General features: G+C 29.4%; 15 protein-coding genes. All 15 read left to right on the top strand.

Features of this window, described 5'->3' with window-relative positions:
• Positions 1 to 192 precede the first annotated feature (192 nt).
• The 15 genes from K0040_RS02170 to K0040_RS02100 all read left to right on the top strand — a co-directional run bounded on the left by K0040_RS02170 (position 193) and on the right by K0040_RS02100 (position 13,344).
• On the top strand, positions 193 to 723 hold the full coding sequence (locus K0040_RS02170; RefSeq protein ID WP_228107335.1) for a GNAT family N-acetyltransferase: 531 nt from the start codon (positions 193 to 195) through the stop codon (positions 721 to 723).
• Positions 724 to 743: 20 nt separating this feature from the next.
• A complete protein-coding gene (locus K0040_RS02165) occupies positions 744 to 1,355 on the top strand; it encodes a CPBP family intramembrane glutamic endopeptidase (protein ID WP_228107334.1) in 612 nt (203 codons plus the stop codon).
• Between the two features lie 341 nt (positions 1,356 to 1,696).
• On the top strand, positions 1,697 to 2,047 hold the full coding sequence (locus K0040_RS02160) for a hypothetical protein (RefSeq protein WP_228107333.1): 351 nt from the start codon (positions 1,697 to 1,699) through the stop codon (positions 2,045 to 2,047).
• Between the two features lie 85 nt (positions 2,048 to 2,132).
• Positions 2,133 to 2,300, top strand: coding sequence for a hypothetical protein (locus tag K0040_RS02155; protein ID WP_228107332.1), 168 nt, complete (start codon positions 2,133 to 2,135; stop codon positions 2,298 to 2,300).
• Between the two features lie 530 nt (positions 2,301 to 2,830).
• On the top strand, positions 2,831 to 3,058 hold the full coding sequence (locus tag K0040_RS02150) for a hypothetical protein (protein WP_228107331.1): 228 nt from the start codon (positions 2,831 to 2,833) through the stop codon (positions 3,056 to 3,058).
• Positions 3,059 to 3,303: 245 nt separating this feature from the next.
• Positions 3,304 to 4,428 (top strand): aldo/keto reductase, encoded by a 1,125-nt coding sequence (locus K0040_RS02145; RefSeq protein WP_228107330.1) that lies wholly within the window; start codon positions 3,304 to 3,306, stop codon positions 4,426 to 4,428.
• A gap of 132 nt (positions 4,429 to 4,560) precedes the next feature.
• Positions 4,561 to 4,836, top strand: coding sequence for a hypothetical protein (locus K0040_RS02140; protein WP_228107329.1), 276 nt, complete (start codon positions 4,561 to 4,563; stop codon positions 4,834 to 4,836).
• A gap of 249 nt (positions 4,837 to 5,085) precedes the next feature.
• Positions 5,086 to 5,844: a DUF2812 domain-containing protein gene (locus K0040_RS02135; protein WP_228107328.1), complete on the top strand. Its 759-nt coding sequence runs from the start codon at positions 5,086 to 5,088 to the stop codon at positions 5,842 to 5,844.
• Positions 5,845 to 5,869: 25 nt separating this feature from the next.
• The gene (locus K0040_RS02130; protein WP_228107327.1) at positions 5,870 to 6,196 is read left to right on the top strand and encodes a PadR family transcriptional regulator; all 327 of its coding nucleotides are present in this window, start codon (positions 5,870 to 5,872) and stop codon (positions 6,194 to 6,196) included.
• Complete coding sequence (locus tag K0040_RS02125; RefSeq protein WP_228107326.1) at positions 6,183 to 7,493, top strand: DUF2812 domain-containing protein; 1,311 nt, start codon at positions 6,183 to 6,185, stop codon at positions 7,491 to 7,493. Before K0040_RS02130 ends, K0040_RS02125 begins: the two co-directional genes overlap by 14 nt.
• Positions 7,494 to 7,724: 231 nt before the next feature.
• On the top strand, positions 7,725 to 9,686 hold the full coding sequence (locus K0040_RS02120) for a sigma-54-dependent Fis family transcriptional regulator (protein ID WP_228107325.1): 1,962 nt from the start codon (positions 7,725 to 7,727) through the stop codon (positions 9,684 to 9,686).
• A gap of 248 nt (positions 9,687 to 9,934) precedes the next feature.
• Positions 9,935 to 10,300, top strand: a complete 366-nt coding sequence (locus tag K0040_RS02115; RefSeq protein WP_228107324.1) for a Lin0512 family protein — start codon at positions 9,935 to 9,937, stop codon at positions 10,298 to 10,300.
• 40 nt (positions 10,301 to 10,340) lie between these two features.
• On the top strand, positions 10,341 to 11,327 hold the full coding sequence (gene pdhA / locus K0040_RS02110; protein WP_228107323.1) for a pyruvate dehydrogenase (acetyl-transferring) E1 component subunit alpha: 987 nt from the start codon (positions 10,341 to 10,343) through the stop codon (positions 11,325 to 11,327).
• Positions 11,324 to 12,292 (top strand): alpha-ketoacid dehydrogenase subunit beta, encoded by a 969-nt coding sequence (locus K0040_RS02105; protein ID WP_228107322.1) that lies wholly within the window; start codon positions 11,324 to 11,326, stop codon positions 12,290 to 12,292. Before pdhA ends, K0040_RS02105 begins: the two co-directional genes overlap by 4 nt.
• A gap of 53 nt (positions 12,293 to 12,345) precedes the next feature.
• Positions 12,346 to 13,344, top strand: coding sequence for an ATP-NAD kinase family protein (locus K0040_RS02100; protein WP_228107321.1), 999 nt, complete (start codon positions 12,346 to 12,348; stop codon positions 13,342 to 13,344).
• Positions 13,345 to 13,361 lie beyond the last annotated feature (17 nt).

Genomic DNA, 13,361 nt, shown 5'->3' with positions numbered 1-13,361 from the left:
AAAAAAGAACATAACAGTTATTTGATTAATAGGATTTTTATAACTGTTATGTTTTTTGTGTTAATATCACTAATACATAATAATTGTGATTGTATCTTATCATTTTTGCATATATAATACAGAACTTTACTACATAGTGAAGTGAAATTCAACTTACCTGTTGGAGCTAAAATAGAGATTGGAGGTATTAGTATGGAAAAGTTAAAACTTGTTTTACCAGATCATAAATATAAACTTCAGTATTTAGATTTTATAAAAGAATGTGAAAAAGATATACAGGCTAATGGATTTGAGTACTGTATTCCTATTTCAACAAATGATACTATTGACAGGGATATTATAACTTTAACTAATAGACAAAAGGGAATAAATCTATCTAATGGCTGGGTGCCCGAGAGTGTTTTATGGATGGTTGATGAAAGTAAGAATCATATTATGGGAAGTGTATCAATTCGTCATAGATTAACTGATAGTCTAAAATTTAGAGGTGGACACATTGCATATTATATAAAGCCTTCTGAAAGAAATAAAGGATATGCTACTAAAATGCTATCTCTGGCTCTTAAATATTGCAAAGAAACTCTAAATATTGATAAAGTTTTGATAACATGTTCGAAAGATAATATTTATTCAGCAAAAACAATATTGAATAATGGTGGAATACTCCATTCAGAAGATATGGATAATAAAGAAAAAATTCAAAGATATTACATATATTTATAATTTATAGGGGGCAAAAAAAAATGAATACAGTTAATTTTATTATTAATGGAATTTTACAAGTAGCTATATTCTCAGTAATTCCATTGATTTGGTGGTCAAGTACAGCCAGAAAAACAAGTGGGTTTTTTGAATGGATAGGTTTAAAGAAAATTGAAACAGAAGATAAGAAAAAAATCATATTAATATTTATTTTAACCATAATATTGTTATTAATGCCAGCAATTTTTATTATTCCTAATCTAGTATCACAATCTAAAATGGCAACGTCTCAATTTGTAGGTCAAGGTACAAGTGCGTTGATACCAGCACTTATATATTCCTTTGTAACAACAGGGCTGTCAGAAGAAATATTTTTTAGAGGATTTATAGGTAAAAGGTTAATAAATAAATTTGGGCTAAAAACTGGAAATTTAGCACAAGGTGTACTATTTGGACTTTTGCATGGGGCAATGTTTGTTTCAATAGCAGGTATAGGTGGAGCAGTACTTATTATTTTGATTACAGGGACAGCTGGATGTTTAATGGGATATATTGATGAAGGATTATCCAAAGGTTCAATAGTACCAAGTTGGTTGCTTCATGGGTGTGCTAATCTATGTGCGTCTATTATAGCCATGTATACTCTAATATGATTTAATTAATACCTTTAAAAGATTCTAAAAAAAGAAGATTTAAATAGGAAAAAAATTTTAAGGTGATATGAAATTATGTATATTTGATAGAAGTTATATTTAAAAGCAAAAGAACAAGATCATTTTGAAGAATTACCTTCATTTGTATATGTACATCATGTTGTTTGTACCTTAGAAAGTAAAAATGGTGAAATTTTTATTCTATAAATTTGATTTTTTAATATAGAATAACCTAACGATTCAGTAAGAAATGTATTGTGCAGGAAAGTTTGTGCTATTATTGTGTTGATGAATATCCATAAAAGATTGGATAATTAGTTAATTTTAAGGAGTTGAATATTTTGAAAAAGAAAACTAAGTATAAGATAGCAATTCCAATAGTTTTAGTAGTAGGATTACTATTTTATATATTTTTAACACCAGTAGGGGCATTGAGGTTTGCAGTACTTAGACAAGCATTTACGTCACATGAAACGACTTTAAAAGGAAGAGAAGATTTACTTTTATTATCAATAAATTTAAAGGTAGATTATGAAAGTTGTAGGAGACCGCCAGAAGCTGTAATAGAAGGTGATCAAACAGTATATGATTTGATAGATTATCCATTGGAACCACTTACACAGACGCCGTGGGATAGTTGGGTTATTACTAAGCATGGTATATTTTATTGGGGCGAATATTATTTAGTCTAATAGATAATCGTAAAATCTATAGTTTAAATTAGTAATTATATAAAAAATATGATGAATAATTGAATATCTACAAGGGGGTGGATTTTTGGCCATATCATATGAATTTTTCTTTCAAATATTTAATACAATACTATACATACTGATTCCTATTGCCATATATGGATTTATTAAAAACCACAGAAAAAATAAGGAATTAGTAAACAGTAGAATCTCTAATTTAGAGAAAAAAGTTAATAATTTAGAAAGTAGATAATTAAAATATCTATATATTACAAACAAAAGAGGTTGGGGCTATGCTCCTTCTTTTTTTACATTTAAGAAAATTATAGTTAAGTTTACGCTGTTGATAAACTCTGGAATTAAGTTATATCAAGTCATTTAGGAAATGTAAAAAATGTATTTTTGAGCAAGGTCGTTGCCTGAAATTTCATAGCGCCCACGCAGTGGCTTAAAGCGATAGCAAAATGATTCGCCAACACGTTGCTCAAAGGCATCTCGTTGGCGACATGAGGGAAGCGAATTTTTTATTTTGAATAGATTATAAATTTGACTATTTAATATAAAATAACCTAACGATTTAGTAAGAAATATATTGTGCAGGAAAATTTATGCTATTATTGTGTTGATGAATATCCATTGGAACCGCTTACACAGATGATGTGGGATAGTTGGGTTATTACTAAGCATGGTATATTTTATTGGGGTGATTATTTTTCAGTATAAGATGTATATATTAAATAATCTTCTAGGTGTTATTATATTTTTAATTAGAGGGAACTGTTTATGAAGAAAGATAAAGGATTTGAGTTAATATATTGGAACTTAAGCTACAGGCGCAAATTTATTAGAACATTATGGATGACTCCAGTTTTAATTATTTCATTGGTTATAGTTTGGGAATCCGATTTTAATAAAATATTGAAGACGATAGCAACGGTATTATTAATATCTGTGTATTTGATACAATTAATATATACATATAAAAAATATAGTTATAGAAAGGATGAATAATTATAGACACTTTAAACGTATTTATCTCCATTGCTCTAATAATTGGAATTTTTATAATTATTATTGTATCATTTTATATTATAATAAAGGAATTTCTAGATATATACAAAGAATTAAAGAGTAGATATAAGCAAAAATAAAAATCAGTCAAAAATAGTTGACTTAAAGTTAACTCCAAGTGCTAGGATATAAATATAAGGAAATGAAAAATTTACCAAAAATATGTTTATAAAAAGGAGTATACTATGAGTAAAAAACTAGGATTCGGGTATATGAGATTACCCCTAACAAATAGTGAAGATCCAACAACTGTGGACTACGAAGAAGTAAATAAAATGGTAGATACATTTTTAGAGAGGGGATTTACTTACTTTGATACAGCATATATGTATCACAACTTTATAAGTGAAACAGTCATAAGAGAAACATTAGTAAAACGTCATCCTAGAGAAAGTTTTACACTAGCTACAAAAATGCCAACAATATTTCTAAAGAAAGAAGAAGATTTAGAAAGAATATTTAATGAACAATTAGAAAAATGTGGAGTAGATTATTTTGATTATTACTTAATACATAATTTAGGAGTTTCACATTATGAAATAGCCAAAAAATTTAATGTATTTGAATTTGTTCAAAAGAAAAAGGAAGAAGGCAAAATAAAAAGTGCAGGATTTTCATTCCATGATAATGCAAACTTACTAGAAGAAATATTAACAGCTCATCCAGAAGTAGATTTTGTTCAATTACAATTAAACTATATAGACTGGGATAATGAAAGTATACAATCTAGAAAATGCTACGAGATAGCTACAAAGCATAATAAACCAGTAATTGGTATGGAACCAGTAAAAGGCGGAACATTGGCAAAAGTGCCAGAGTCAGTAGAAAAGCTATTTAAAGATTATCATGCAGATAAGTCTGTACCATCTTGGGCAATAAGATTTGCAGCAAGTCACGAGAATGTAATGATGGTACTAAGCGGTATGTCATCTATGGAGCAATTATTAGACAATACATCATATATGAAAAACTTCCAACCCTTAGATAATAAAGAGTTAAATATTATAAACAAAGCAGTAGAAATGATAAATGAATCAATAACTGTACCTTGTACTGCGTGTCAATATTGTGTAGAAGGATGTCCTAAAAATATTCCAATACCAAATTACTTTGCTCTTTATAATGCAGAAAAACAATCTGATAATAAGGGGTTCTCTACTCAGGGAGTGTATTATGGTAACTACGCAAAAACTTATGGAAAGGCATCTGACTGTATAGAATGTAAAAAATGTGAAGGTAGCTGTCCTCAACATATTGATATAACAAATACTTTAAAAGAAGTAGCAGCAACTTTTGAAAAAAATATATAATTTAGCAATTAGCTAGGGATGTAGTAAGTAAAAGTCTAATTTTTAGGACTTTTTTTAAATGTGTTATAATCTATTACAAAATAACATAATAAATATAAAACCTTATAAAGATATATTTTTAGGGGTGGCTTTATGAAGGAAGAAACAAAGAAAAATATAATGGCTTATTTAAAAAGATATATCACATATGTAATAGTAATAATTTTAGCGAATATTAGTTGGAAATTAGTAACCTATAAGGGAGTAGGCTTATATGTTGGACTTGAGGAAATGAATTTTCTAAATGTGATATTAGCTTTAGTAGGCGTAATTGGAGTAATAGGTACATTTTACTTTTTTGTAAGAGAATTGACAATAATGACTGAAGAGAAAAAAAAGAAAAAGAAAGAACAAAATCACGATAGATAAAACTATCGTGATTTTGCTCTACTTAATTAATGATTATTCTATTACCATAGTATCTTATGTTTTTATTTATTTCATAAACATAATAAATTTAATGTTATGCTAATGGAATTTATTGACAATATCGATACTCGATGTTATTATTTAAATAAATATATAAGTTGCAGATTTTTTTTATATATTATTATCGATACTCGATATTACAATGGCTTAATTTTTTATTCATAAACCTAAAAAATAGGGAGGTATATTATGAAAATAAGCAAAAATACATTTATTAAATTAGTTTTGTTTAAAGAAAATGAATGTGAGGCCTTAGAAGAGTATTTAGAAGAAAAAGCCCTAGAGGGGTGGATATTAGAAGATAGAAACGCTGGATTTTTTGTATTTAAAAAAGGAAAGCCTACCAAAATTAAATATACTGTAGATATATTTACTGAGCTAAAAACGGGTGAGTACAAAGAGTATTGTGAAGCCAGTGGGTGGAAGTATATATGTGAAACTAATAAGTATTTGGTATTTTCCAGTGAAGAAGAAAATATAACACCTATACATACAGATGAAGAAGTGGTTTTAAAAAAAGTACGTAAATCAATGCTAGTATATTTATTTCTATTTCTATGGAGCCTTTATTTAATAGGTTCCAATGTATATGACGCTTTTGTACCTAATTGGGGTAATAACATAGAATCTTATGGTGATGGCTATCTATTACTTCTAATGGTTTCTGTCATATTTATTACATGGCTAGTTGTGGATCTTATAAGAACAGGTTTATGGTATGTCAAATCTAGTAAATGTATCAAACAAAAAGAAGATGTAAAATACCTAACTCTTAAAGAATTTAAAATAAAGATGGCATATTTTGATCTTGTAGTAATAACGCTTTCAATATTAATAATAATTTTAATAGGAAGCTTTACTAATTTAGATACAATTTTAGGAACAGTATTAGTTATTTTGGCAGCAATTTTTTATTTAGTAAAAATTATTAAAATAATTATAAATTAACATCAAATAGTTGGGAGGTTTAAAAATGGCTAGAAAGCAACTTCAGACACTATCAGAACCCATGTATTATGTATTACTAGCCTTAACAAATGAATGTTGTGGTGTAGACATTATGAAAAAAGTCGAGCACATATCTGAAGGTAGAATATCAGTAGGACCAGGAACCTTATACGCCCTACTGGGCAAGTTTGAAAGCTCTGGGCTAATAAAAGAAACAGCAGTAGATGGAAGAAAAAGAAGTTATATAATAACCCAGGAAGGATATGAAGCTTTAAATAAAGAATACATGCGACTTAAATCCATGGTAGATGAAGGGGCAAAGTATATGGGAGGAAATCATGAGAATAAGTAAAAATATGCTTGCTGAGTTTTTGTTCTTTAGAGAACATGAGTGTAAAGCTGTAGAAGAATATTTAGAAGAAAAAGCATTAGAAGGGTGGATGTTATCTGACATAAAGTGTGGACTTTTTATCTTTAAAAAATCACCACCAGTTAAGTGTAAATTTGCAGTTGATAACTTTACTGATAATATTAAAAATGGTTCTGAACGAGAATATATAGAGTATTGTGAAGCAGGAGGTTGGACACATTTATGTTCAAGTTATGGCAAATACCTTATATTCTATACCAAAGATGAAAACACAACACCTATACATACTGATGAAGAAATAATAATAAAGAAAATGCGTAAATTTATATTGATAAATATACTTTCTTATATTTTTATTGCTACAATGTGGGTATATAATCTTATATTTAATTTAGGTTATAAATTTTTTATTGAAATATCAAACAATTTTTCTTTAGTTGCAATGATGACTTTATTATTATCAATATTTATATATATATCGTGGACAATAAGACATGGAATATGGTATTTTAAATCTAAAAAAGCCTTAAAGCTGGGAGAAGATATAAAGTATATTTCATGTAAATCATTTAAAATACACAATGCTTTTGCGAAAGTTTGTATAAGTATGTTTATCCTTTTTATGTTTAATATAATTGGTGATGAGATAAACAATGTAGCATATATATATATTCCTATTGTCACATTTTTACTTATGATTTTTATTATTAAATTTATAAACATAACACTATCAAAGTATAAAAAAGTAAGCAAAATATTAGGAACTATCATATTTGTAGTTGGCGTATTTTTGTCTGCAAATATTTTTGTCACTGGAAAAAATATGGTAAATTATGTGGGAGACCCCAACCATCCAGTAGTTATGAGTATAAATGATTTTGAAAATATTAAAATAAAAAATACTAATTTATATTATGCAAGATCAGAATCTTTCCTTGCTAGTAATTATAAATATTACTATGATAAATTTAATAATGTTGAATTTTATGACTATAACAGTGAACCTAGTAAGGAATATTTTGATTATGAAATATGTAAAAGTAAATATAAATGGGTATTATACAAGGTTTTCAATTCTTATTTAAAGCTTTATAAATATCATGATTATGTTGAAGTAAAGGACAATGACTGGGGTGCTTTAAAAGTTTATAAAGACAATAAATCTAATAATGGGTATCTACTTAGATATAAAGACAGAGTTATTTGTGTTTCAGGAAGTATAGATTTTATTAAAGACAATAAAAAATTTATTAAAGATAAGTGCCTTGAATGGGAGTAAAGTAAATAATAAAAATTAAAAAAGCCTGCAACGCTATTTATTAGTGAAGCAGGTTTTTCATATGTTTTTTTCGAATACAAATAATTTATGAAGTATATTATAAAAGGAGTAATGAATATATCTATAGAAAATAATCATTAGCAGAAACATTTATAATCAGTCAAATCATATATTGATTAAACTCATATTTAAAAAATTGATTTAATCAAAGGAAATGGGGGAGATATATTTATGGATCTGGGAATGATGAGAAAAAATTGGGAATTATTCATTAATCATAATAAAATAGATAAGTCTGTACAGAAAAACGTGGCTATTTCATGGAAAAAATGTAAGTATAACAATGTAGATCCTTACGGAGGTAGGGGTAAGGCTGTAGACGAAAAGGTACTAAAGAGTATAAGAGAAGAAAATAAGTGGCTTATTGATATTGCAATACCAATAATGAATAATCTACTACAAATAGTAAGAGACTCACATTTTTTACTTGTTTTAACTGATAGCTGTGGATATATTATAGAAACTATGGGTGACGAAACTGTAAATAAAAAGGCAAAAGATCTGAAATTGGAACCAGGACAACTATGGACAGATGAAATAGTTGGGAGTAATGCTATAGGAGTAGCTCTAGATCAAGATGTCGCTATGCAAATGGCAGGTGCACAGCATTACTGTGAAGTGCAGCATGGATGGACTTGTTCTGCCACACCAATTCATGGGATAAATGGAGAAATAGTAGGATGTATAGATGTATCAGGTGATGCAAAAGATGTATTTTCACACTCTTTGGGAATAGTAGTTGCTGCAGCCTTTGCAATTGAGAAAGAAATTAAACAAAAGCATAGTTTTGAAATAATGAAAACAGCTTTAGACGGAAGCTCAGATGGAATAATTTTATTAGATAAGTTTTTTAAAAGCATTTGGATTAATAAATCAGGAGAGAAAATTTTAGAAGAAAATTTAAATGACCTTAATTCATTAGATTTTAGAAAAATTATAAATGATATTGATTGGGATAATGTTGCTTCGTGGAACACTAGAAAATCAACTACTTTTAATGATTGCAAGATTAATTTAAATGATAAAATTTTGAATTGCAGTGTTCATGTATCTACAATAATTACTGATGGAAAAGTAACAGGATATTCTATAGCACTAAAAAAGTTAGAACATTTATTAAAAACAGTAAATAAAGTTACAGGAAATCGTGCCACTTATACATTTGATGATATATATTTTACAGACCAAAATATGAAAAAGATAGTTCAGTTAGCAAAAAAGTATGCAAGATATGATGGTTGTATACTTATAGAAGGAGAAAGTGGTACAGGAAAAGAGTTGTTTGCTCAATCAATACATAATGCAAGCAATAGATTTAATGGACCATTTGTTGCAGTAAACTGCTCGTCTCTACCGAGGGACTTAGTAGAAAGTGAATTATTTGGTTATGAAAAAGGTGCATTTACAGGAGCATTAAAAGAAGGGAATCCTGGAAAGTTTGAGCTTGCTAATCATGGTACCATATTTTTAGATGAAATTGGTGAAATGCCACTTGAATTCCAAGCCAAATTGTTAAGAATAGTACAAATGCATAGAGTACGAAGACTAGGTGCAAATTATGAAAAAGAGTTAGATATTAGAATAATAGTTGCGACAAATAGAAATTTAAGACTAGAAATTGAGAAAAAAAGATTTAGGCAAGATTTATATTTTAGATTCAATGTATTAAAACTAGATATTCCACCATTAAGGGATAGACCAAATGATATTTGTTATTGCGCTGAAAAATTTCTAAATCACTTTAATGAAAGATATCCAGATCAAAAAAAATACATGAGTTCAGAGTTTTTGCAAAAACTTGTAGAGTATAACTGGCCAGGAAATATAAGAGAACTTCAAAATTATATAGAAAGAGCATTTTATTTGTGCAATAGTCAAATTATAACTGCAGATGATTTTATTTGCGATAGTGAGAATAATATGTCCGGTAGTCTCATTAATTCTCATAATCGAGAAACTTCTTTGGATGAGTTAGAGTGTAAAAATATAAAACATATATTAGAAAAAACTAATGGAAATGTGGAGTTGGCAGCTAAAAGTCTTGAAATTAGTAGAGCCTCTCTTTATAGACGAATAAAAAAATTTAAAATTGATGTTAAAAAAATAAAAGTTTCTCAAATGTTGAAACAATAAAATTCTCATAATTGAGAAAATATAATTATTATGATACATAGTGATACAAATTTGTATCAAAATCGTAAAAAGATATGCTTGAGCTTATTAGACTTCAAGCATATCTTTTTTTATTTTATTTGTATAAACACAGAAGAATCAATAACTTGAAGCGAGTATTAATCTATTTATAAAGAAAAATTTTACAATTGGCATGACAATTGCTATCTAAATAAATGTGAAAACATAAATACACATTTATAAGGGGGATGATTACGGGAAGATATATAATTGAGTTTGGTTTAGGCTTAGACTTTCATGGACAAGACGTTACAAATGCATGCATTAAAGCAGTAAAAGACGCCACATCTAAAAGCTGCCTTTGTGGACTGTTGGAAATTCTAAACCTACAAGATTTAGATGAAAAGGTGGTTATTGATCTTACTTTAGCAGTAACAAAGCCTGATGAGGTAGATGGTGATAAGGTAGCTACATACTTGCCTGTAGGAAAAGTGAATGTGAAAACTATACAGGGTGGAATGAAGGCACCAGGAATTTTTTTAGCAAAATTCAACGATAAAGATGAAAGTATTGAAGTAGCTTTGGCGTGTATTGAGGTAAATATTTTAGACTAAATGTAAAATATTTATTAAAAAATAAGGGGGGAAACTTTAAATGGACATAAACAAAAATAATGTAGTTGAGATGTATACTTGTATGAAGAAAATAAGAGAATTTGAAACTACAGCTATGAACCTTTTTTCAGAAGGTAAAATACCAGGATTTGTACATTTATATATTGGGGAAGAAGCAGTAGCTACTGGTGTATGTCAACATCTTAATAAAGATGACTATATTACAAGTACTCATCGTGGTCACGGCCATATGATTGCAAAAGGTGGAGATTTAAAATCAATGATGGCTGAACTTTTTGGAAAAGCAACTGGATACTGCAAAGGCAAAGGTGGATCTATGCATATAGCAGATGCTTCAAAAGGTATACTTGGAGCAAATGGTATAGTAGGAGCAGGTCACAATATTGCAGTAGGAGCAGGATTATCTGCTAAATACAAAGGTAGTAATCAAATATGCGTATGTTTCTTTGGCGATGCATCTACAAATCAAGGTACTTTCCATGAAGCCTTAAATTTAGCTAGTATATGGAAACTTCCAGTTGTTTTTGTATGTGAAAATAACTATTACGGAATATCCATGAGTCAGGCGAAGCATCAAAGTATAAAAGATATAGCAGATCGTGGCAATGCTTATGGAATACCTGGGATTGCAATAGATGGAAATGATGTATTTGCTGTTTTTGAGGCAGTTGAAGAAGCTGTAAAACATGCAAGAGATGGTTATGGTCCTACATTAATAGAATGCAAAACTTATCGTCATCGTGGACATTTTGAAGGTGATCCAGCTAATTATAAACCAGCTGAAGAGCAAAAACAGTGGCTAGAAAAAGATCCAGTTAAAAGAATGATAAGTTTTATGCTTGAAAACGAAGTTGTAACTCAAGATGAAATTAATAAAATAGATGAAGATATTAATAAGGAAATAAAAGAGGCTATACAATTTGCCATGGAAAGTCCTGAACCTAGTTTGGAAAGTGCAGTGGAAGATATTTACTCTGATATTATAGAGGAGGTGCGAAATAGATGAGAAATATGACTTACGGTGAAGCAATAAGAGAAGGTATGAGCACACGTATGAGAGAAGACAACAGCATAGTAGTATTTGGCGAAGATGTAGGAACTTTTGGTGGATGCTTTGGTGTTACAGCTGGAATGTTTAATGAATTTGGAGGAGAGAGAGTTAGAGATACTCCTATTTCAGAAGGTGTTATTATAGGTTGTGCAGTAGGAGCAGCGGCTACAGGCCTTAAACCAATTGCAGAATTAATGTTTGTAGATTTCTTGACAGTAGGAATGGATCAATTAGTAAATCAAGCAGCAAAAATGAGATATATGTTTGGTGGACGTATTTCTATGCCAATGGTCGTTCGTCTTCCTTCAGGAGCAGGTGTATCTGCGGCGGCTCAACATTCACAATCATTAGAAGCTTGGCTTACTCATGTACCAGGTCTTAAAGTAGTATATCCTTCAACACCACAAGATGCATTAGGATTAATGTTATCAGCTATTGATGATGATAATCCAGTTATGTTTATAGAACATAAAGCAATGTATGCTATGAAAGGTGATGTGGAAAATTTCCAACCAATACCACTTGGAAAAGGTGATATTAAACGTAGTGGTGATGATATAACAATTATAGCTACAGGAAAAATGGTTCACGAAGCTTTAATTGCTGCGAAAGAATTGTCAAAAGAGGGAATAGAGTGCGAGGTATTAGATCCAAGAACACTTTATCCATTAGATAAAAAATTAATAGAAGAGTCTATTAACAAAACTAATAAGGTAGTGATTGTTACAGAAGAAGTTAAACGTGGTAGTTATGCAGGTGAAATTTCTGCAATAATAGCAGAGGAGTTTTTTGATTGTCTAGATGCACCTGTTGTTAGAATAGGATCACTTAATACACCAATACCTTTTGCTACAGGACTTGAACAATATGTATTACCTAATTCAAAAGACATAATTGCAGGAATAAATAATAATTTTTAAATTTAATAAAAATTTGAGTAAAGTCAATTAATAATATTAGGGAGGAGATGCCAGTGTCATCAATTGGTATTATTGCAAATCCAGCATCTGGTAAGGATATAAGAAGATTAGTTTCTTATGCCACAGTTATAGATAACAATGAAAAAGTAAACATAGTAAAAAGAATAGTATTAGGCTCCCAAGCTTTAGGAATAGATGAAATAATATTTATGCCAGATTATTATCAAATAGGATACAAAGTTATAAATGAACTTGATTCTAAAGGTGTATTAAAAGCTAAGTGTACCATACTAGACATACCTATTAATGCATGTTCACAAGATTCCACAATAGCTGCTCAATGTATGGAAAAGCTAAATGTGGGTTGCATTATAGTATTAGGTGGAGATGGAACTAGCCGTGCTGTGGCAAAAGGCATTGTGAATACGCCTATATTACCTGTTTCAACAGGAACTAATAACGTATATCCATCTATGATTGAGGGAACTGTTGCAGGTATGGCAGCGGTAGCAACATCTTTATTGGGTGAAAAAGAAGAAACTTGTATAAAAGATAAGTGTGTAGAAGTATACGTTAATAATGAAAAAAAGGATATTGCTTTAATTGATGTAGTCATTTCCTCCGACATAGTATTAGGTTCTCGCGCTATTTGGGATACAAAGAGAATAAAATCTGTAATGGTAACACGTTGCCATCCAGCCAGTATAGGATTTTCTACTATAGCAGGATCTGTTGAAATAGTTACTCCCACAGATAACTATGGTTACAGTGTAGAAGTAAATAAAAAAGGTGATTCTTACTTAGTACCATTGGCAGCAGGAGTACTGCAAGAAGTTAAGGTATCTAATAATAAAAGATGTTTTTTAGATCAAGATTACAGTTCTTATATAGGAGAAAATTGCATACTTGCTCTTGATGGTGAAAGAGAAATTCGTTTAAAAAAAGGAGATTTTTTAACTCTTAAAATAACCAAAAGTGGACCTTATAGAGTAATAACAAATAAAGTTTTAGAAATTGCACAAAAGAGGGGAATGTTTAAATTATTTAGCTAATATTTAAGGGGGAGGAA

Source organism: Terrisporobacter petrolearius, from assembly GCF_020748185.1.
Classification (GTDB): Bacteria; Bacillota; Clostridia; order Peptostreptococcales; family Peptostreptococcaceae; genus Terrisporobacter; species Terrisporobacter petrolearius.
This window is presented reverse-complemented; position numbering and strand designations above follow the sequence as displayed.

Coding starts and splice junctions, on each gene's coding strand:
- K0040_RS02170 (WP_228107335.1), top strand. CDS start 193: ATGGAAAAGTTAAAACTTGTTTTACCAGATCATAAATATAAACTTCAG.
- K0040_RS02165 (WP_228107334.1), top strand. CDS start 744: ATGAATACAGTTAATTTTATTATTAATGGAATTTTACAAGTAGCTATA.
- K0040_RS02150 (WP_228107331.1), top strand. CDS start 2,831: ATGAAGAAAGATAAAGGATTTGAGTTAATATATTGGAACTTAAGCTAC.
- K0040_RS02145 (WP_228107330.1), top strand. CDS start 3,304: ATGAGTAAAAAACTAGGATTCGGGTATATGAGATTACCCCTAACAAAT.
- K0040_RS02140 (WP_228107329.1), top strand. CDS start 4,561: ATGAAGGAAGAAACAAAGAAAAATATAATGGCTTATTTAAAAAGATAT.
- K0040_RS02135 (WP_228107328.1), top strand. CDS start 5,086: ATGAAAATAAGCAAAAATACATTTATTAAATTAGTTTTGTTTAAAGAA.
- K0040_RS02130 (WP_228107327.1), top strand. CDS start 5,870: ATGGCTAGAAAGCAACTTCAGACACTATCAGAACCCATGTATTATGTA.
- K0040_RS02125 (WP_228107326.1), top strand. CDS start 6,183: ATGAGAATAAGTAAAAATATGCTTGCTGAGTTTTTGTTCTTTAGAGAA.
- K0040_RS02120 (WP_228107325.1), top strand. CDS start 7,725: ATGGATCTGGGAATGATGAGAAAAAATTGGGAATTATTCATTAATCAT.
- K0040_RS02115 (WP_228107324.1), top strand. CDS start 9,935: ATGATTACGGGAAGATATATAATTGAGTTTGGTTTAGGCTTAGACTTT.
- pdhA (WP_228107323.1), top strand. CDS start 10,341: ATGGACATAAACAAAAATAATGTAGTTGAGATGTATACTTGTATGAAG.
- K0040_RS02105 (WP_228107322.1), top strand. CDS start 11,324: ATGAGAAATATGACTTACGGTGAAGCAATAAGAGAAGGTATGAGCACA.